The 20,314-nt window shown below is 49.6% G+C and carries 19 protein-coding genes and 2 riboswitches; of the genes, 9 read left to right on the top strand and 10 right to left on the bottom strand.

Going from position 1 to position 20,314, the window contains the following annotated elements:
- Window positions 1-76: 76 nt before the first annotated feature.
- Both AC3Y23_RS28590 and AC3Y23_RS28595 read left to right on the top strand, forming a co-directional pair.
- Window positions 77-370 (top strand): hypothetical protein, encoded by a 294-nt coding sequence (locus AC3Y23_RS28590; protein WP_379205473.1) that lies wholly within the window; start codon window positions 77-79, stop codon window positions 368-370.
- A 221-nt stretch (window positions 371-591) separates the two neighbouring features.
- Window positions 592-879: a 4a-hydroxytetrahydrobiopterin dehydratase gene (locus AC3Y23_RS28595; RefSeq protein ID WP_379205474.1), complete on the top strand. Its 288-nt coding sequence runs from the start codon at window positions 592-594 to the stop codon at window positions 877-879.
- A gap of 119 nt (window positions 880-998) precedes the next feature.
- Here AC3Y23_RS28595 and AC3Y23_RS28600 read toward each other — a convergent pair whose 3' ends face one another.
- From AC3Y23_RS28600 to AC3Y23_RS28625, 6 genes are all read right to left on the bottom strand, one after another.
- On the bottom strand, window positions 999-1,355 hold the full coding sequence (locus AC3Y23_RS28600) for a c-type cytochrome (protein WP_066368099.1): 357 nt from the start codon (window positions 1,353-1,355) through the stop codon (window positions 999-1,001).
- A 126-nt stretch (window positions 1,356-1,481) separates the two neighbouring features.
- Complete coding sequence (locus tag AC3Y23_RS28605) at window positions 1,482-1,967, bottom strand: GNAT family N-acetyltransferase (protein WP_379205475.1); 486 nt, start codon at window positions 1,965-1,967, stop codon at window positions 1,482-1,484.
- Between the two features lie 200 nt (window positions 1,968-2,167).
- Entirely contained in the window at window positions 2,168-2,662 is a 495-nt protein-coding gene (locus AC3Y23_RS28610; RefSeq protein WP_379205476.1) for a C40 family peptidase, read from the bottom strand.
- A gap of 4 nt (window positions 2,663-2,666) precedes the next feature.
- Window positions 2,667-2,808, bottom strand: a riboswitch (cyclic di-AMP (ydaO/yuaA leader).
- A 380-nt stretch (window positions 2,809-3,188) separates the two neighbouring features.
- Entirely contained in the window at window positions 3,189-3,671 is a 483-nt protein-coding gene (locus AC3Y23_RS28615; RefSeq protein ID WP_379205477.1) for a C40 family peptidase, read from the bottom strand.
- Window positions 3,672-3,674: 3 nt separating this feature from the next.
- Window positions 3,675-3,812: riboswitch (cyclic di-AMP (ydaO/yuaA leader) on the bottom strand.
- Window positions 3,813-4,020: 208 nt separating this feature from the next.
- A complete protein-coding gene (locus AC3Y23_RS28620) occupies window positions 4,021-4,848 on the bottom strand; it encodes a hypothetical protein (protein ID WP_379205478.1) in 828 nt (275 codons plus the stop codon).
- 11 nt (window positions 4,849-4,859) lie between these two features.
- Window positions 4,860-6,875, bottom strand: a complete 2,016-nt coding sequence (locus AC3Y23_RS28625; protein WP_379205479.1) for a M1 family metallopeptidase — start codon at window positions 6,873-6,875, stop codon at window positions 4,860-4,862.
- Between the two features lie 105 nt (window positions 6,876-6,980).
- On the opposite strand from AC3Y23_RS28625, the gene AC3Y23_RS28630 reads away from it, so the two are divergent.
- Window positions 6,981-7,484 carry a YwhD family protein gene (locus tag AC3Y23_RS28630; RefSeq protein ID WP_379205480.1) on the top strand — a complete coding sequence of 168 codons (504 nt, stop codon included), beginning with the start codon at window positions 6,981-6,983 and terminating at the stop codon, window positions 7,482-7,484.
- Window positions 7,485-7,657: 173 nt separating this feature from the next.
- Here the strand turns inward: AC3Y23_RS28630 and AC3Y23_RS28635 are convergent, their stop codons facing one another.
- The 3 genes from AC3Y23_RS28635 to AC3Y23_RS28645 form a co-directional block, all read right to left on the bottom strand.
- Entirely contained in the window at window positions 7,658-8,140 is a 483-nt protein-coding gene (locus AC3Y23_RS28635) for an AbrB/MazE/SpoVT family DNA-binding domain-containing protein (RefSeq protein ID WP_379205481.1), read from the bottom strand.
- A gap of 64 nt (window positions 8,141-8,204) precedes the next feature.
- Window positions 8,205-9,383: a copper amine oxidase N-terminal domain-containing protein gene (locus AC3Y23_RS28640; protein ID WP_379205482.1), complete on the bottom strand. Its 1,179-nt coding sequence runs from the start codon at window positions 9,381-9,383 to the stop codon at window positions 8,205-8,207.
- 250 nt (window positions 9,384-9,633) lie between these two features.
- On the bottom strand, window positions 9,634-11,703 hold the full coding sequence (locus AC3Y23_RS28645; RefSeq protein ID WP_379205483.1) for a transglycosylase domain-containing protein: 2,070 nt from the start codon (window positions 11,701-11,703) through the stop codon (window positions 9,634-9,636).
- 280 nt (window positions 11,704-11,983) lie between these two features.
- Between AC3Y23_RS28645 and AC3Y23_RS28650 the strand changes: the two genes are divergently transcribed.
- Both AC3Y23_RS28650 and argS read left to right on the top strand, forming a co-directional pair.
- Window positions 11,984-12,448, top strand: a complete 465-nt coding sequence (locus AC3Y23_RS28650) for a YwiB family protein (RefSeq protein WP_379205484.1) — start codon at window positions 11,984-11,986, stop codon at window positions 12,446-12,448.
- A complete protein-coding gene (gene argS, locus AC3Y23_RS28655) occupies window positions 12,445-14,130 on the top strand; it encodes an arginine--tRNA ligase (protein ID WP_379205485.1) in 1,686 nt (561 codons plus the stop codon). Before AC3Y23_RS28650 ends, argS begins: the two co-directional genes overlap by 4 nt.
- A gap of 171 nt (window positions 14,131-14,301) precedes the next feature.
- Here the strand turns inward: argS and AC3Y23_RS28660 are convergent, their stop codons facing one another.
- Window positions 14,302-15,489, bottom strand: a complete 1,188-nt coding sequence (locus AC3Y23_RS28660) for a S8 family peptidase (RefSeq protein ID WP_379205500.1) — start codon at window positions 15,487-15,489, stop codon at window positions 14,302-14,304.
- A gap of 467 nt (window positions 15,490-15,956) precedes the next feature.
- Here AC3Y23_RS28660 and rpoE point away from each other — a divergent pair, with 467 nt between their 5' ends.
- The 4 genes from rpoE (at window position 15,957) to fba (ending at window position 20,177) form a co-directional block, all read left to right on the top strand.
- Complete coding sequence (rpoE, locus tag AC3Y23_RS28665) at window positions 15,957-16,520, top strand: DNA-directed RNA polymerase subunit delta (protein WP_379205486.1); 564 nt, start codon at window positions 15,957-15,959, stop codon at window positions 16,518-16,520.
- Window positions 16,521-16,798: 278 nt separating this feature from the next.
- Window positions 16,799-18,406, top strand: coding sequence for a CTP synthase (gene pyrG / locus AC3Y23_RS28670; RefSeq protein ID WP_379205487.1), 1,608 nt, complete (start codon window positions 16,799-16,801; stop codon window positions 18,404-18,406).
- Window positions 18,407-18,726: 320 nt separating this feature from the next.
- Window positions 18,727-19,113, top strand: coding sequence for a response regulator (locus AC3Y23_RS28675; RefSeq protein ID WP_066368165.1), 387 nt, complete (start codon window positions 18,727-18,729; stop codon window positions 19,111-19,113).
- Window positions 19,114-19,322: 209 nt separating this feature from the next.
- Window positions 19,323-20,177 (top strand): class II fructose-1,6-bisphosphate aldolase, encoded by an 855-nt coding sequence (fba, locus tag AC3Y23_RS28680; protein ID WP_379205488.1) that lies wholly within the window; start codon window positions 19,323-19,325, stop codon window positions 20,175-20,177.
- Window positions 20,178-20,314: the final 137 nt, after the last annotated feature.

Here is a 20,314-nt window from a genome sequence, read left to right on the forward strand (position 1 = left end):
TTTGTGAAGTCATTTTTTCGGCTATAATGGAGAAGGTAAGTTATTATTCATCAGTGAAGAAAACGGAGTGATACACATGGGCGTTAAACATGGCAGAGATTATGCAGAAATCCTGAACGATTTGACCGAAGCAGTCGGGCGTATTACCGACGGATTTTTATTTTTTGAAATGGACCCGGAGGAATGGCAGGAGCTGCCACAGGAGTCGAAGCTTGAGGTATGGGAAGCGCTTGCTGAGGATCTGTTCTATGCACTTGGCAATGAACCGGTCATTGAGGTGGGAAGCGGGGTTGTGATCTACGACAAGGATACACACCGGATCAACGTTTTGCTCGGCGAAGAGGACTTGGCTTCTGTTGTCCTCGTTTAATAGGAATCTAGCAGAGCGGAATTTGCCGCAGTCTGCCGCCCGTGGTAAAATTGACGGAGCGAAGTACTATTTACCGGGATTGAAGAATACAATTAAACCGAAAATTGTCTTTATCCTGGCACATCCCTTGGACCTCAGAAGCTAAGGGATGTTTTATTTAAACAAGCAAAGAGACAAGGCGATCGGAACTTTGCTACTAATTAAGTAAGGGAGGTAACAATGTGCTGCTTACAGAGGAAGAATTGATCGAGCAGATCGGCAAGCTGGAAGGCTGGAAGCTGGTGAAAAACACGATTACGCGCAAATATATGTTCAGCGATTATATGAAGGGCATAGCCTTTGTCGATGCGGTGGCTGCCATTGCTGAGGCTTTTGACCACCATCCACATATTACAATTGATTATAAAGCGGTCACGCTTCGCCTGACGACACATGATGAGGGCGGAATTACGCCACTGGACATTCGTGGTGCACAGGAGTTTAACGAGGCCTTTGAGAAGGCGCGCTAGCCTGTCGTGTAGTCTTTTGAGATAACATTGTATAAGAAGGCTCATAAATGCGAAAAAAGCCCGTGCAGCAGGATGTAAATCCCGGCACGGGCGTATTTGTGTAGTCTCTCAAGGGAGTTTTACTTCTTCTCAGCCAGCCATGTGGCCACGTTCGCAATCTCCTCCGGCGCCAGCTTTTCCTTGAAGGAAGGCATTTGGCCCCGTCCTTTGGTCACTATACTGTAAATCCCGGCAGCGTCATGCTGGCCACCTTCATTCTTCAAGCTGGGTCCTACCCCGCCTTGAAGCTGATCGCCATGGCAGGTGATACAATTGGCTTTCACAGTCGCTTCTGCCTTGGCGGCATCAAGCTGAATTTCAGGCATAGTAGGTTTGTTCTGTTCCGCGACCTCTTCTTTACCTGGAAGTGTGAACATTAGAACTACCGCAAAGGCACAGGCGGCAAAAAACAATCCGCTCATGATCCATTTTTGCATCCCCAATCGTCCCTTCTATGTAAGCTGCTTCCTACATTATAGCGGAAGGTGAAGCGTTATCATAGCATTTGTGGCAAAAAAATGAACGACTAAGCGATACTTGCCTAAAGTTCCTGTAACAGAGCATCATTTCTCATAGACCATACAATAAAATGGTTTACTTCCAGTAGGTGTCATTCGTTCATAAGTGTCTGTAATGGTAAAGCCGCTTTTTTGATAAGTACGAATGGCTCGCTGATTCCAGGTCAGCACCTCCAGATCAACCTCCCGCTCAGGATAGCGCCGAACTGCAGCCTGGACAATGGCCCGGACAAAGTATTGGCCCATTCCGTGACCACAGAGCTCTGGACGCATACCGACCCCCAGGCGTACCACACCTTCCATTGGGAACAGCTGTGCGAAGCCACAGAGATCGCCCTCATCGTTAAGTACAGACACATATTGCTGGCTTCGCAGCTGTGGATCGCCAAACTCAATACCAAGCTCCTCCATCTGCTTCCAAGGCATCCAGCCATATATATTGTAAGGAGGCTCATAGCTCCAGTGGCAGATGTCTTCGGCATGACTGGTCTCCATCGGTACCACATGGAATGTAACAGGTGAATGAATCATAGGGTCGTGAGACCTCCTTTCCATAGGGCAATGCTCTATAATTTAATTATATACAAAAGTCATAAGATCAGGCGCAGGAAGTCAGGAATTTGTTGTTTGATGAATTTCAGAAGGGGTAATGAAGAGTAACAGAGATGACAAAAAAGCCCTTCTCCAGATTTCAGTGAAATCGGGAAAAGGACTTACGTATGACTTATAAATTATTGTACATCGTCAAAATCTTGAGAGTCCGTGGCAAGCGCCTGATAAGCATCTGTGCTCATAATGCGTTTGGCACCCACATAACGACTAACATAATAGCTCTCACTCAGTGAGCTGATTGTTACACCGCGAGAGGATGAAGCATGGGCAAATTTGCCTTCGCCGACATAAACGCCAACGTGGGAAATGCCTTTACCACTAGTATTGAAGAATACCAGGTCGCCTGCTCTCAGTTCGTCACGGGACACCGTGGAGCCCATCTGATATTGGGAACCGGATTGGTGTGGCAGGTCAATGCCGATCTTGTTGAAGACATACATTGTAAAACCGGAGCAATCAAATCCGCTTGTAGATGTGCCACCAGATACGTACTTGGTACCAATAGCCTTGTCAATCACCTTATCCATCTTGGAATCGGCGAAAGCGCTTCCTGCTCCAACAGCTGTAAGCATCATAGAAAAGCCTAGTACTGCCGCTGCCAATTTCTTCTTCAAAAGTGTAAACCCCTTCCAATGCCTACGAGGTTAGCTTAAGGGTTCGGTTGAAGGTCCCCTATGACCCCTCTCTGAACAGGAGGTCAATTCACCCAAAGTGGTTCCCCCGTTTCCCTAATAGTTAGGGAACTCGGCATATACTGTTGATTAGAATTAGACTGCTATATGAATACATGACAAAACCTTATAAAAAGGTGACTCAATAATTACAAAAATGTTACTAAAAACTCACTGCGCTAATTGTAACAAACACAGCGTCGCTTGGCAATCATTTATAGCATATTTGTGCGCAAAAAATGTGATTTTAAGAGCGGATTCTCCCTAGTAACGCTAAAAATAGAGAACAAAACAAAATTTCCATAATTTATTGAGTTTTTTGGCGTAAAGATGATTCATCTGCTCTCTAAAGGTGTATACGTATACTATAAAATAGGAAAAACCCGGAAATCGATGATGATAACCATCAAGACTCCGGGCATAGCATAGATATGAAGTTAAATGGAATGTTCGTAGTACAGAGGTTAGTTTAGTCGTAGGCAACCGATTTATAAGCAGTTGTGCTCATGACTCGTTTGGCACCGATGTAGCGATCAGCCCAGTATTTCTGACTCAGTGAGCTAATAATGACACCGTGTGAAGACGATGATTGAGCAAATTTACCATTGCCGACGAAGATGCCTACATGAGATACACCGTTGCCAAGTGTGTTGAAGAATACGAGGTCTCCGGGCCGCATTTGACTGCGAGAGACGGAGGTACCTGCGTTATATTGCGATTGGGATGTGCGCGGCAACGAAATGCCGATGCTTTTGTATACATATGTAGTGAATCCAGAACAATCAAATCCGGCTGTGCTTGTCCCTCCAGTTTTATAGGAGGTTCCGAGGGTTTTTGTGATGACCGTGTCCATTTTGGAATCTGCTGAAGCACTGTTGGTTCCGATTCCGATGGCGAGGGCCAGGCCCAGTGTGGCTGTAACAATGATTTTCTTAAAATTCTGTCTGTTCAAAAGATGTACTCCTTCCAAGGCCTGCGAGGTTAGCTTAAGGGTTCGGTAGAAGGTCCCCTATGATCCCTCTCTTACGAGATCAATTCACCCAAAATATGGTTCCCCCACTTCCCGGTGCAAGGAATTCGGCGTTTTATGCACCCAAAGTGACGTATCGACATGATATAAACGAAGTTATTAAGAAATGCCTGCAAAAGATTACAAAGTTGTTACTAGTAGTACAGAAGCCATTGTATCAAACCCGTAACCATTTTGCAAATCGCGCTGCTGAGGATGACCAAAAAGAGTCGCCGCTCCTGTTTAACCAGGAACAGTGACTCTTCTAAATATGCCCTAAGGGGCGGAATTATTATGGAAATGCTTTACTTCTCCATAGGTCATATTGGGCCGCAATGCCCCACAATTTGAACAGTGTAGACGGGAGTGGAAGGAGTTGGCGGATTAGGAGTGCAGGTAGGCCTGGGAAGTAAATAATCCCTAAGACGTAGATCACCAAGAGCAGCAGACTGCCTGCTCCCAGCACGAGCGATACCCCAATTGCGGTGAGGAAGCACCGCAGGGCGATCAGCAGGGAGGAGAACATACCGGTCCCGGCCGTATAGCCGAATTGCATGTACAAGAGCAGCAAGCGGATAACGTATACGTAGGCGAACCAAGCCAGAACATAGGGAATGCCGTTCAGTAGCACCTTATAATCCATTAAAGACGAGAGCAGCAGTGTATATATCTTGGGTGCGAACCAGTAGACAGGCAGGAGGGAGAGTAACCACTCTACCAGGCTGAAGATCAGCACAGACAGACCATGCTTTTTCATGCCGGGAAAAAAGAACAGGCCGCGTTCTCCTGAGCGCTCCTGATGCAACTCATGCAGTAGACCCGCCCGGATCAACGGGGAAATGAGCAGTCGCAGCACGGTCAACCCCAATAACAGCCACAACCAGCGCTGTATAGCAGGGTCGGAGGTAAGGCTATGCTGGCCCTCGATGTAGAATAGCAGTCGGCCCATTCCGCTGCCTCCCGCGTTGTGGTCGGGGTAGCGCAGGAGGACTGATACTACGGCCTCCCGTACGAAACCATATATAAAATAGCCCCAGAGTAGCCGGTAGATGAATAGCAGGATCAGAATATAAGTTTGCTCCTTCATACTTTGCCAGCCGCGAATAATTGATGTTTTCAAGCCCATTCACCTCACCAGACCAGAGTTCCAAGCACAGTTTCAAGCAGTTTCGACAATGTTAGCGTCCAGCGGGAGAGGGTATCCGGCTTGATCTCCGCCAGCCTGAAATTGTTGATATGTTTGTTCTCCAGCAGCAGGGTGTGCTGGGGATCGATCTCTGCCGACAGTAGCGGGGAGCTGGAGAATAACTGGAACGATGTATTCTTTTTGCTCCCATTCCAGACTCGCTCCACGGTGTGGCCATCAGAGAAGGTAAATCTAATGGGGACATTAGCGTAGTGACTGCCCCTGTTGCTTACCTTTACGATGGATTCGTAGCCTTGGCCGGTGCCAGTATTTTCTTTGGTGTGCATCTGGATGTCGTCTATCGAGAAGTCAGGGGCTCCACCGTCGTAGATGTAAAGATCGAAATAGCTTTGCCATGATTTCTTGGTCACGTTCTCTACAACCTTTTGAAAGTCACGGGTAGAGGGATGACGGAACCGGTACTTATTCGCATAGGTGGACAGGATGGTATCCATAGTTTTAGTACCGACCTGCCGTTCGATGTCTTTCAGTACCAATTTGCCGCGGATGTACACATTTTGTGTGTAAGAGTCTGCTCCGCTGTATCTCCAGGTTTCCAGTGTGAGGGCCTCCGGAGAGGTTACCAGGCTGGCCTGAATGGGCAGATTGGCCATTACACCATACTCTTGCTCCATAAGGCGGTCTTCAGCATAGGAGGTGAAGCTCTCGTCCAGCCAGGCTTCCTCAAACTCGTTGCTGGCCATCATGCCATAGAAATATTGATGACCTATCTCGTGAACGACTGTTCGTTCCAATGAGGTGTCTGGAGAGGCCTCGGAAGCGCCGAAGGCCGTAATCAGTGTCGGATATTCCATTCCCCCAGCCCCGTTGGCGCCCTTGGGCGGAACTACTATTGAAAGAGTGGAATAAGGATATGGCCCGTACCATTTACTGAAGGCGCTTAGAGCAGCCTTAGCAGCTTGGAAATAACGCTCCTTAAGATCTTTATGCAGTGGATCCAGATATAGCTTGATTCGCACGCCGGGAACCTCTGGTGTGGAGAAGGCCTCTTCGGCAACCACAAAATCAGGGGAGGCAGCCCAGGCAAAATCATGAACGTCGTCAGCGTAGAATTGGTAAATTTTCTGATTCTGCTTCAATTTAGCGGTCTTCACCGGGAATCCGGTGGCAGCGACGGTATATTCGGGAGGCACAGTTATCGTCACATTGTATATGCCAAAATCACTGTAGAATTCCGATGTCCCGTGGTATTGGTGCAGATTCCAGCCTTCCTGGCCCACTCCGCGGGTTCCGGCGGGCTCATAGGCACTAATCTTGGGAAACCATTGCCCGGCCATAACGAAGTCCCCTGAGATCCCCATCCGGGCGAATACTTTGGGCAGCTTGACCTCAAATTGCAGTCGGAGGGTCACACTTTCCCCTCCGTTCACAGGTTCAGGCAGATGTACTTTCATCAATGTGCGATCATTAATATTACCGTCATCGGGCTGAACATACTGCACTCTTTGGATGAGAGATGTACCCTCTGTGGTTCGTAGATCCGTTAGGGTCATGCTGCCGAATCCGTTATCGGGCATCTTGTCGCCTCGCAGCTCACCACCGGATTCTTTCATAAAAGTCGTATTGCGGGATTCAAAGGCATTGGGGTAGAGATGAAAATACAGATCGCTCACCGGCTTGCGGCCGGGATGGTTCCAGGTTACTGTCTCCGCGCCTTTTAATGTGCCTGTCGCCGGATCAAGCTTCACGTCGATATGGTACTCGGCGACTCTTTGGCTCAGCGGCTCTGACACAGGAACGGGTGCGGGTGCGTTCTCCGGGAATGTCTGCTGTGCGGTGCCATTGCCGGGCGAGGCTGCCAGGGACTTGGCCGCTTTTTGGGCAGACATGTCTGCCAAGGCAGGGCTTGCACCCGGGTAGCCCCACAAGCTCCCGCCCAGCAGCGTTAGGGCGGCCAGGGCCAGAATGCTGATTTTGGTTCGAAATGTCGGTGGCTTCATACTGTGATTCCCTCCCGTTGACAAGCATCTACGGGATGTATATGTTTGCAATCGCCGGATTATTAGCTAAAATTAAATTATTCGTAAGAGGAAGGACGTGCATCTGTGGATAACACGAAACCGGAAGGCAAGAAACAGATTGCCTTGAATATTGTCAACGCGAAGAGTAAACATAAAGGGTTTGGTGCGGGTTCAATTGATCTGAACAATGTGTCTCCCGTCATTATTGATAACGGCGAAGCAATCATTGATATCGGGGCTATGCACGCCAAGAGCAAGGTGGAGAAGGGCATTAAGTTCTCCATGAACCGTGAGGATGTCCCGAACGGCAGACAGGTATGGGTAGTATGGGTGGCTGTAGATCGGACACCTGAGGGTCAGCACTATGCCGGAATTACAGCTTGTGAGATGTGGATTGATACCGAAGCCCGCCGCGGGTGGAAGATTTTAGCGGATCATGTGAACAAACTCGATTCTGCGCTAAAACGGAAAGTTATCGTGGAAGGGCTTGGCGATTCGGAAAAGACGGCGCTGAAATCACTGCTTATTTCGCATAATGAAGAGTGGTGGGAAGCTTCGAGGGAAGAGTTAAAGGTGGCACTGTCGTAATAACCTTCAGAGTGTTGCTGGATCGATCCTCTACCAAGCGGACATCGCAGCAAAAGGCTGCATCTCCTGTACTATCGGGGATGCAGCCTTTTTAGTATTACATAAATGTTAATAGAGAGAAGTGCAGCGAATCAGGCACATCTAATGACGTGGATTCCTTTCGATACAGCCGATCAGCCGATCTTGGATTGCCGCGGAGTATTAAGCTTGCGCTTGAGTTGGCTCACCCGCGCTTGGCTGATCCCCAAAATCTCGGCAAGCTCCTTCTGATTGGCGAATGGATGCTCTTCGATGGCCCGCTCCAGTCGCTGTGTCATCTCTTCCGTCTTCTTCCGTTTCACACTGCTGCCAGGATCGACGGTAGCCTGAGGAAGGAGCGGAGAAGGTTCTGGCTCCTGCGGAAGACGCTCCGGGTCACCGAGTTCTTTCAGGCAACTGTTGCAGATGAATTGATCTTTATAATAGCTCACTTGGTCCAAACTTCTGCAAAAGGTGCATTCTGTGGAGGTGTACTTTCTAAGTACAATAACATCCTCATTCATAATAAAAAATTCGATAGGATCCCCAATGTCGATATTGCGTGTCATGCGGATTTCCACGGGGACCACAATTCTCCCCAGACTGTCCAAATTCCGAATCATACCCGTATCTTTCATACCATGTCCCTCATTCACATGTTTAGATTTGGCGTTTCTTTTATTATAACAGAAATGTAAATTATTAGAATAGGGGGAGCGTATACGTGAAGTGAACCTGCCGGTTGTCGTCGTAAGACATCCAAGCAAAGGACAACGTATTGCCGGAACGTCCGGTGTACTCGAGCCGGTCACCGGGGTAGTCAAAATCCCATTCCGGGTATTGCTCCAACCAGGCTTGGTCCTCTGCTCCTAGAAACTGAGTATAGAGTGCCGTACTTTCCCCGCTCTTGCGATCAATCAGGAACAGTGTTCCTTTCAGATATGGACGCACAAGCAGGAACTCCTCTTCGATCGCTTCGAGGGCAAAGGCATCGTCAATACCGGTGAGCTCTGCCAAATTGTATGTCTTGAAAATATGACCGTCCGGATTGACCAAGTACAGGATACTTCCATTCATCATGACCAAATTTCCTTGATAGGCAGAGACACTCTCCTTCATCCCGAGATTACGCATGCCCCCGTAACTGCTCACGGCCTGGCCAACCAGACGCCCCTCGTGGAGCAGAATACGATAGTTGCTGACATGAATATGTGGCTCGCCAAAGGCATTATTAAGATCGAGCACATAGCTTGTGCTGTTCACCGTACGCGCGTTGAGAGAGGTCCAATCCAGTTGACGAACATTAGCGATTCCTGCCCGAACAGGCCGCCTCCCGCTTGATCCGCTGTAGATAACCCCCTTCTCCTTATGTAGCCAGAACACTTCCCGCCCAGATACCGCTTTGAGATAACGCTCAGTGTATGGAACAATAACATCAAGCTTGCCGTCCCAGCCCACCGGAAGACTAAAGGCTTTGGAGAACAGGGTGGCCGGTACGTAGGTCACGCCATCTCTGATGAGTGTAGGTGCACCTAGACTGATCACCTTATTGTCCACCGTGTAGGCCTTTGCTTGTCCAATCTTTAAGCTAAGTGCCTGATAAAGACCGGTGACCTCAATGCTGGATTTGTCTGCGTTCCACAGCACGTGGAGATCGAGCAACGGGGCGACTTCTTTTAAAGGCAGATAGATGGCGCCTTGCTGATGGAAGCCGGCATGTTCCAGTGAGCGCCTGGTTTGTTCTGTTGGTGTAGCCGGAGAGACAGTAGCCGATCTTGTGTCAGCCGGAGCTGCTAGAGCAGAGCCTGAAACCAACGAGCAATCCACGCTTGCGATAAAGATGATTGCGGCCCCATAGACTGCCAGCTTCGAGGGGACCATGGACAGACCTCCTTTATAAGGATAAGGAATATTAAGAAGACATCTTCTGTCTGTACGCAGAGGTTGTTTAAATAAAAACCTCTCCGATTCAAAGGTCCAAAGGGAGAGGTGGTTTGGGGTTCTATTCTTTTATACCCAATTTTGGGCTGACGAAACGCTAAAATCCAATTCTTTATACCCAATTTATGGGCTTGAATTTTTTTAACTCCGCTAAACTTGGCTAGTATACTCTGGATGGGGTCGGGCAGACCTAATTCATCCACCAGCGCTTGATATCCTGCCATAAGGAGCGCCCTTCACCGGGATCACCCTTTCCGGGAGTCGTTTCTTCCGCTTGGTGGGCCTTTTCTCCTGCCCCGTGCTGATCGCAATATGCTGTGGGCTCTGTGCCGCTGATGAAGGTTTCCAGTACCTTATCTGGACATTCAGCTGTAGCCAACTTGCCGGATTGCTTATCAATATAGACACTAACTATACCGTCGGGAATTGGAAAAATCTTGGGCGGGACGTTCTCCAGCGCTTTCTCTGTGTACTGGGCGAAAATCGGGGCAGCGCGCCTGCCATCGGTCGTTGCGATATCCCGGCCTTTGTCGTACCCGACCCAGACAGCCGTCGACAATTCGGGGGTGAAGCCGACCATCCAGCCATCAGTATCGGTTGTGCCGGTCTTTCCGGCAACAGGGCGTTTGATGATGGAGGCCACACGGTTCCCGGTGCCCCCTGTCTCGAACACGCCCTCCATCAGCCGGGTCAACACGTAAGCTGCTGCCGGCTCGACTACCACTTCTCCCTGAGACTGAGGTGCTTCGTACAGAACGCTCCCCTTGGCGTCTGTGATCTTCAGGATAGCTGTCGCGGGCATCCGGACCCCGCCGCCGCCGATCACAGCGAAGGCAGAGGCCATTTCCAGGGGGCTGACTGGTGAGGTGCCCAGCGCCAGGGAAGGCACGTGCTGCAGCGGGCTTTTGATCCCCATATCCGCAGCCATCTCGGCGACTTTGTCCGCTCCGATCTTAATGATCGTATTCACGGCATAAATATTGTCCGAGGCAGCAATCGCCTGGCGCATATTGATTTCACCCAGATACTTGTCACCAAAATTACGGGGCTGGTAGGTCTTGCGGTTATTGTCATAATGGAACAGAGTTGGCTGGCTGTTGAACACTGAGAGCCCATTCATCGTTTTGGAGGACAGGGCAGCAAGATACATTATCGGTTTGAAAGAAGATCCCGGCTGCCGGGTGGTTGCCAATGCGTGGTTGAACTGGTTGGTCCGGTAGTTCTTGCCCCCCACCATCGCTTTAATGTAACCGGTACGTGGATCAATGGATACCAAGGCTGTCTCCAGTTCACTGGCCGGATCCATTCCTATGCCGACGGCATCCTCCGCTGCCTGCTGCATAACCGGATCGAGGGTGGTGTAGACGTTCAGTCCGCCCTGCTCGAATTCGTCGCTATCGATATGCAGCAAGTCTATTGCCAAGCCGCGCACATAATCGCGAAAGTAGGGTGCGGCTACGGTGGTGTCTTTTTCTCCTTGTGGTTTGAAATTCAACTTCTCCTGCGCCGCCTGCTTGGCCTCGGTCTCTGTAATGTCGCCAAGCTCGGCCATAACGGACAGGATCAGCTGCTGGCGATTCTTGGCGTTATTTATGTGGTTGTAAGGCGAATAGTAAGTCGGGCCCTTTGGTACCCCAGCCAGCATCGCACTCTCCGCAAGGTCGAGATCGGCTGCAGACTTGCCGAAGTACATTTTGGCCGCTGCTTCAATGCCGTAGGCTCCGTGACCGTAGTAGATTTCATTCAAGTACATGTTCAGGATTTCATCTTTGCTATATTTCATCTCGAGTTGCATCGTATAGAGGGCTTCTTTAATTTTGCGGGTCCAGGTCTTCTCATGGGACAGATAGAGATTGCGTGCAAGCTGTTGAGTCAACGTACTGGCGCCTTGCGAGCGGCCCCCTTCCTCCAGATTGACGAGGATGGCCCGGGCCATTCCTTTGAGGTCAAAGCCGGTATGCTTGTAGAATTTGCGGTCCTCCACCGCCAGCGTAGCCTGAACAAGCAGCGGTGAGATATGGCTCAGTTCTACGGGATCACGACTGCGTCCGTCTGATGTGAAGGTGGCCAGCACATTTCCACGCACATCAAGCAGCCTGGAGCGGACATCGTCCAGAGTAGGGGGCAGGTCTTTCTGATATAGATATCCCAGCAGAGCGCCGGCAGCTAGCAGGCCCAAGATAGTCAAGGCCGACAGCAGCCGAAATGCCCGGCGGAGAGGACTTTTGCGTTTAGGTGGGTTGGCGGAATCGCTCGACATTTCACCAGGCTCCTTTCTTGCTCTTATCCCCATTATGGGAAAGGAAGTGACAGGATATTCACTGGCGCTGCCGAGGTTCTGATAGCGTAACGATTGCAGCACATGGTGTACGCTGGTTTATGGTTAATTTTGAAGAATATCTATAGAAGAAAAAAATTCGTAGTATTTATGGTAAAATTAGATTCCTTGGAATCTTCCTTGAATAAGGAATTGAATTGCACCCTTGAACTGGATATAGTAGTACAATGGGAAAGCGAATTCGCCTTTGGTCTGCAGAGGCTTGCAGAATGGAGAAATACAGGTGCCGGAGATTGAGAGTCACAAATACGGCGTTTCAGTCACACTCGTAAGCGAGCATGAAGGTGAGCGCACTGTGCTGAATACCGCCGGAGAAGTCATAGCCAAGGGCCAGCAGCTGTTCATCCGATATGTGGAGCCCGGGCAGGGCCCTCAGGGTGAGGAGACAGCTATTCGTACAACGATAAAGATTGCAGGTAGCGAACTGAAGCTGATCCGCCATGGCGCGGTCGAGTCCGAGCAGAGTTTCCGACAGGGAAAACGTCTTCCGGGCTTTTACCGTTCTCCCTATACGCAGTTTAATCTGTCCACGGAGACCCGGGAACTGGAAATTTCCCGAGACGGGCGCTCCCTAAACGTGACGTGGGAGTATGATTTATACGTATACGAGGAGCTATCCGGTCAGTTCACACTCAGTTTGCATATACAGGAGGAACCAAAATCATGACACAGAGTCAAAATCCGCTCGAACTTATCAATGAACGGGTAAAAGAAGCCATTGCCGATGCAGTTGTTGCTGCGGGGCTAGTTGCACGTGAAGACCTTCCGGCCATCGTGCTGGAAGTGCCAAGAGACAAGGAGCACGGTGATTTGGCGACCAATGCGGCCATGCAGCTCACCAAGATCGCTAAGCGTAACCCGCGTCAGATTGCTGAGGCAATTCTAGAACACTTGGACAAGAGCAGCGCTTCCATTGAGAAGGCTGAGATTGCCGGACCAGGCTTTATTAACTTTACATTGTCCAAACACTATCTGTATGGCGTCATCACCCAGGTTGCCGCACAAGGGGACAACTACGGCCGTATTGACGCAGGACAGGGTCAAAAGGTAGAGGTTGAGTTCGTCAGCGCCAACCCTACAGGCAGTCTGCACCTTGGACATGCCCGTGGAGCGGCTGTCGGCGACGCACTCTGTAACGTGCTGGATTATGCCGGTTATCAGGTTACTCGTGAATACTATATTAATGATGCTGGGAATCAGGTTGCCAATCTGTGCAAGTCCATCGAGACCCGCTACCTGCAGGAACTGGGACAGCCAGCGGAAATGCCGGAAGACGGTTATCATGGCGAGGATATCAAAGGATTTGCCAAGGAGCTTGTGGCTGAAAAAGGAGATTCCCTGCTGGAAATGACTCCTGGTGACCGTGCGGCTTTCTTCCGTACCTATGGTTTGAATAAGGAATTGGATAAAATCAAACGCGATCTGGAACGTTTCCGTGTTCCGTTTGATATCTGGTTTAGCGAGACCTCGCTCTATGAGAATGGAGCAGTGTTGCGTTCGCTGGACGATCTCCGTGAGCGTGGTGAGGTCTATGAAGAGGAAGGCGCAACCTGGCTGCAGACAACCAAGTATGGCGACGACAAGGACCGTGTGTTGATCAAGAACGACGGTACCTATACTTACCTAACGCCGGATATTGCTTATCATAACGATAAATACGGCCGCGGCTATGACAAAATGATCAATATCTGGGGTGCCGATCACCACGGCTATATTCCGCGGATGAAGGCAGCGATGTCTGCGCTCGGTAATGACCCGGGAAAATTGGTTGTCCTGATTGCACAGATGGTCAGCTTGTTCCAGAATGGCGAGAAGGTCAAGATGTCCAAACGTACCGGTAAAGCGGTAACGATGGAGGACCTCATGGAAGAGGTTGGCATCGACGCCATCCGTTATTTCTTCACCATGCGGAGCATGGACTCCCATCTGGACTTCGATATGGATCTGGCGATCTCCACATCCAACGAGAACCCGGTATTCTATGTACAATATGCGCATGCGCGGATTTGCAGCATCTTCCGTCAAGCTGAGGAACAAGGAATCGCATTGCCTGATTATGCTGAGCTTGATTTCAGCAAACTCACAGCTCCTCACGAATATGACTTGCTGCGCAAAATTGGTGAGCTGCCAGCGGAAATTGCTTCCGCAGCGGACGCTTATGCACCGCATCGCTTGGTGCGTTATGTTTATGATCTGGCGGCACTTTTCCACAGCTATTACAAGGCTGAGCGTGTTATTACCGAAGATTCGGCCCAAACATTGGCTCGTCTTGCCCTGCTGGGAGCAACGCGTACCACCATTGCCAATGTATTGCGTCTTCTGGCGGTATCCGCTCCAGAACGCATGTAAATTCATACATCCCTTAGGCCCTTGTCTGACCGGGGCAGAGGGATGATTAGCACACCGCCTCCAGCGACTTGGGAGGCGGTGTGCTTGTGTCTAGCAGGACGGCCGCCATCCTTGGATTTTGGGATGGCGGCCGTCTGGTTCAGGCCAGTGGCGCAGCGCCACTGGCCTTTGTCAATCCGCGCGCCGGCTGGCGGCCTTCGCGGATGGGCCCCGCTTGGCCCTGATGCCTGCGCGTAGCAGGCGAAGGGCATCGGCAGCGCCGCCGCCGAGGGAGGCTCTGCGCTGCCCTTTGCGCAGCCGCACCGGGCCAGCGGTGCGGCGCAGCAGGAGCTTCAGCTCCCGGGGGGTGAGCCCTGGCCGAAGTGCGAGCAGCAGGGCAGCGGATCCCGTCACATGCGACGTTGCCATGGATGTGCCGCTCATTTCTTTGTAGCCCTCCTTCAACCAGCAGGAGGGCACGCTTTCGCCGGGTCCATATACATCGATGTACGAACCACGGTTGCTGAAGCTGGCGACCCGGCGCTTCTTATCTATGGCGCCCACAGCGATGGTCTCCGGGTAGCGTGCTGGATAATCCCCGCCGCGTTTGCCATCATTGCCGGAGGAGGCAACAATAGCAATGCCGGCGCGGTAGGCTTTCATTACGACATTATGAAGTGCTTTGCTTCTCGTCCTCATACCGAAGCTCATATTGATGATGTCGATCCGGTTCTGGACGCACCAGTCAATCCCCAGCACAATGTCAGACACATAAGCAGAGCCGTTGTGGTCAAAAGCTTTGATGGGATAGAGGGTGGCTCTTGGTGCAACTCCCATCATGCCGCGCGTGCCGCCAGCGGCAGCCAGTGTGCCGGCGATATGGGTGCCGTGGCCATTGTCATCCAGCGGCAGCATTCCCCGCCGCAGCAGGTTCACACCTGTAGCCAGCGAATGGCGCAGATCAGGGTGACGATAGTCGGCGCCTGTATCAATGACGCCAATCTTGACTTGCACACCGGTTGACTTGGACCAGGCCTGGGGGGCATGAATCGCTTTCACTCCCCATGGCATCACGGCGGTCCCGGTGTTCTCACTGGGCAGAGCATGGAGCTGTATGCGGTAGTCCTCTTCCACGCTCAGTGTGTCTGCAAATCTATGCACCAGCTTTGCCGCGCCTGCGGCAGGCACAAAAAAAGCGCGAATCAGCGGAGAGACCTGTACCTGCCGCAGTCTCGCTTTTTTCGAACGTAGGGTCTTCCACTGGGATAAAGCTCCGGCGTAATGGCGGGCATCATAAAAGGTAACAATACGCCGTTCGTCATCCTTGGGGGCAGCCGATATCTCATCAAGCAGCATCTGCCAAAATCCGTAATAGTCCATGTGTTTTGCCGTCCCCTCCTCGGTGCCGTACTGAAATATTGTATGAGCGGAGGAGGATAGCCGAATGGGAACTTGCCCTTTTTTAAGGAAATGGGCTGCCCATCGTGTCAAAAGACGGCGCTTCACATAAAATAAACAGAAGAGATTTAACACTCTCTTTGCAACATCCCGTAAGGAGCCATTCCTTGGCGTGGATACAGTCATGCGCGGAGGAGTTTCCTCCGCCTTTTTTGAAGAGGCCTTTTACCTATATGTACCGACTTAGCCATTCATAAAAGTACATATTGATCGTTACCTGGGAAAAAAACGTTAACCTGTCGGAAAATGCCGACGGTTTTTTTGCGTCTGAAGCTTGTCCCTTTTGACTTGCATTTTGCTGCTAAATAGGTTTTACTTAGGTTTGTTAATGGATATTATTGAATTAGAGCCGTGAATAGTGAACAATGCGTGAGAGGAAGTGTCCTTTAATGAGTACGCCACTCAATTTAAAGCTGGACCCCGAGAAAGTGAAAGAAATGCCGATGGTGGACCTGGCTTTCCTGGTGCTGAAGGCGGCGAATACGCCGTTTTATTACCGTGACCTGATGGTCGAAGTAGCCAAGCTGCGCGGAATGACCGAAGAACAAACCAACGATACCATTGCCCAGTTATATACTGAGATTAACATCGACGGACGTTTTGCCTGTGTAGGGACGAACCTGTGGGGGCTGAAACGCTGGTATCCGCTGGAGCGCTCCGATGACCCAATCGGTAATTCCAAACGTCCGCGTATCATCAACGACGAGGATGACGATTTGGAAGACGATGATTTCACCGAGGAAGATGATAACTACGCATCCGAAGAAGAGGATTTCGACGCTATCGATGAAGATCGCGACGACCTCTATTCCGACGACGACAGCGAAGAAGAAGTTGACGACGATGTAGTTATTGACGAGGAAGACATCGACGAAGATGACGTGGACGATGAAGATTCCGACTCGGAAAGAGATGAAGATTCGGACGATGAGGACGAGGACGATCATTATTAATCCCGTTCTTTGAGGTAGCATAATTCTGCCCTTGACAGTGGAGAACCGTCAGAGTAAACTATTGCATGGGCTTATGATGAAAGTTAATATGTGTTTTCTAAAATAAAAAGTGCCCCGGTGCTACGGGTGTCACTTTTTTGTTTTTTTAGATGCCAAAAAGCCGGGATTTCCGCGATTTTAATAACTTTTGATTTCCCCCGTTTGACGATAGAAAAACGGGTTACGATAAACATCATGCGTCGCCTGAATTTCTGGACTTTATTTAGGAGGGTTTTACAGTGACAAAGTATATTTTTGTAACGGGTGGGGTTGTGTCTTCCCTTGGCAAAGGCATTACCGCCGCTTCGCTGGGCAGGCTGCTTAAGAACAGAGGTCTAAAGGTGACGATTCAGAAATTTGATCCGTATCTTAATGTGGACCCTGGAACAATGAGTCCTTATCAGCACGGGGAAGTATTCGTGACAGATGATGGCGCGGAAACGGACCTTGACCTTGGACACTATGAACGATTTATTGACATTAACCTGTCCAAGAACAGCAATGTAACGACAGGTAAAGTGTATTCTTCAGTAATCAGCAAGGAACGCCGCGGTGAGTATCTGGGTGGAACCGTTCAGGTCATTCCGCATATTACGAACGAAATCAAAGAGCGTGTCTTCCGTGCAGGCCGTGAAGCTGGTTCGGATGTCGTGATCACAGAGATCGGTGGTACAGTAGGCGATATCGAGAGCCTTCCGTTCCTGGAAGCGATTCGTCAGATCAAGAGCGATATCGGCCGGGAGAATGTAATGTACATTCACGTAACCCTGATTCCGTATATCAAGGCAGCTGGTGAAGTGAAGACCAAGCCGACTCAGCATAGTGTAAAAGAGCTGCGCAGCATTGGTATTCAGCCGAATGTGATCGTATGCCGTACGGAGCATGAGCTGTCTTCGGACATGAAGGCGAAGATTGCCCTGTTCTGTGATATCGATGCTAATGCCGTAGTGGAATGCCGCGATGCCTCCACACTGTATGAAGTTCCGCTTAATCTGCGTGACGAGGGATTGGATGAGATCGTAGTTAACCATCTGAAGCTGACTACACCTGCTCCGGATATGCGGGAATGGGAAGGCATGCTAGATCGAATCAACAAACTGCAGCACACCGTTGAAATTGCCATTGTCGGCAAATACGTTGCTCTGCACGATGCTTATTTGAGCGTAGTTGAATCCCTTTCGCATGCAGGCTTTGCATCCAATGCTGAAGTGAAAGTACGTTGGGTGGATGCTGAGCAATTGACTGATGAGAATGTGGACGAGCTGCTTCGTGGCATCGGCGGTATCCTCGTTCCGGGTGGCTTCGGCGACCGTGGTATTGAAGGTAAAATCTCTGCTATCCGCTATGCACGTGAGAAACAAATTCCGTTCTTCGGTATTTGCCTTGGCATGCAGGTTTCCGTTATTGAATACGGCCGTTCCGTATTGGGACTGGAAGGGGCGAACAGCTCGGAGATTGATCCGACTACAGCACATCCGCTTATCGACCTGCTTCCAGAGCAGAAGGATATTGAAGATATGGGTGGCACAATGCGTCTGGGGCTATACCCTTGTAAGCTTCTGCCTGATTCCCTGGCTATGTCCTGCTACGATGATGAACTGGTGTACGAGCGTCACCGTCACCGGTATGAGTTCAACAATGCTTACCGTGATGAGATCGAAAAAGCTGGTCTCGTGATCTCTGGAACATCCCCAGATGGCCGTCTGGTGGAGATAGTGGAACTTCCAGGACACCCATGGTTCTTGGCGGTACAGTTCCATCCGGAATTCATTTCCCGTCCGAACCGTCCACAGCCGCTGTTCCGTGAGTTTGTTAAAGCATCTCTTACTCACTATAGTGCACAATAATATTATATATAGCACCTAACAGGTGTCCGAAAGAGCCTCCATTTGGAGGCTCTTTTGCTTATACCCGAGTCCGACTAATGCTCGGAATGACTTTACATATAATGTATGTTTTCCTTGTCTTTGTTGCATTTTTTTATAACAAAAAAGTCAATGAGAGTGACCCATTTAATGGTATACATTTACGCATTTTATCTAATTAGCAGGATTTTGAATCTACACCACGAATTATAGGTTTCGTATGGACTAAGTTATAAAGGGGCCGTTAGCTGTGGAGAGCGCGGTATGGTCAATCTGCCTTAAATTGTGGGAGGGTATTGATAATGGAGAAAAATAAAGTGTTGATTGTCGACGATCAGAATGGGATCAGGATTCTTCTCATGGAAGTGTTCAATAGCGAGGGTTACACTACATTTCAGGCGGCTAACGGTAAACTTGCACTGGAAATTGTTCGTACCGAATCCCCAGACTTGGTCTTGCTCGATATGAAAATCCCGGGAATGGATGGGCTTGAGATTCTCAAGCATCTGAAGGAGATCAATCCGGAGATCAAGGTGATCATGATGACAGCGTATGGGGAGCTGGACATGATTAAGGAAGCAACAAAATTGGGCGCGCTGATGCACTTTACCAAACCTTTCGACATTGACGAGATGCGTGTGGCGGTAAATATGCATCTTCGCAATAAATCGGTCGATCAGTGCAGTTAAGGTAAGGATTCTGCTAAATGGCAGAATCCTTTTTTCGGAGGGGAAAAGTTGGAAAAGGGCAGATAACAACAGGGGTGGATAAATATCGTCCCACCGGGACATTTTTTTGTTAGTGCTATTTAGTATTTGACACTGGATGTGCTATAATAAGCCTGTATGTGATGTCGGTTCTATAATTATAGCGAAAAACATCTTTAGGAGGATGAACCATGCCATTAGTATCAATGACAGACATGTTGAACAAAGCACTTGAAGGAAAGTACGCAGTAGGTCAGTACAACATCAATAACCTTGAATGGACCCAAGCAATTTTGGGTGCAGCCGAAGAAGAGAAATCTCCGGTAATTCTTGGTGTATCCGAAGGCGCAGCCCGTCACATGGGCGGTTTCACCACTGTTGTTAAAATGGTGGAAGGACTTATCCACGACCTGAAAATCACTGTTCCTGTAGCGATCCACCTGGACCACGGTTCCAGCTTTGATAAATGTAAAGAAGCCATCGATGCTGGCTTTACTTCCGTAATGATCGACGGATCTCACCACCCAATCGACGAGAACATTGAAATGACTAAGAAAGTCGTTGACTATGCTCACGCTAAAGGTGTTTCTGTAGAAGCAGAAGTAGGTACTGTAGGCGGACAAGAAGATGACGTTATCGGCGGCATCCAATATGCTGACCTTAACGAGTGCGTACGCATCGTTAAAGAAACCGGCATTGACACTTTGGCTCCAGCACTTGGTTCCGTTCACGGTCCTTACCATGGCGAGCCTAACCTTGGATTCAAAGAAATGGAAGAAATTCGTGACGCTGTTAAATTGCCACTGGTTCTTCATGGCGGTACTGGTATCCCTGTGCATGACATCGACAAAGCGATCTCCCTGGGTACTTCCAAGATCAACGTGAACACTGAGAACCAAATCGCATTTGCAAAAGTAGTTCGCGAAGTTTTGGCTGCTAAACCTGATGCTTACGACCCACGTACATTCATCGTACCAGGCCGCGAAGCTATCAAACAAACCGTTATCGGTAAAATCCGTGAGTTCGGTTCCAACAACAAAGCGTAAGATCTTTTTCTTAGAGTTTTGAAGGACAACAGTCCATAAAGTTTTGAATTAGCGTATTGGACAGGTTATACTGTCCTTTTCAGTTGAATATGATGATGTGGAGAGTACACCGCATAGCCGGTGTCTTTCCATTTTCA

The sequence above is a fragment of the Paenibacillus sp. MAHUQ-45 genome, from assembly GCF_058133325.1.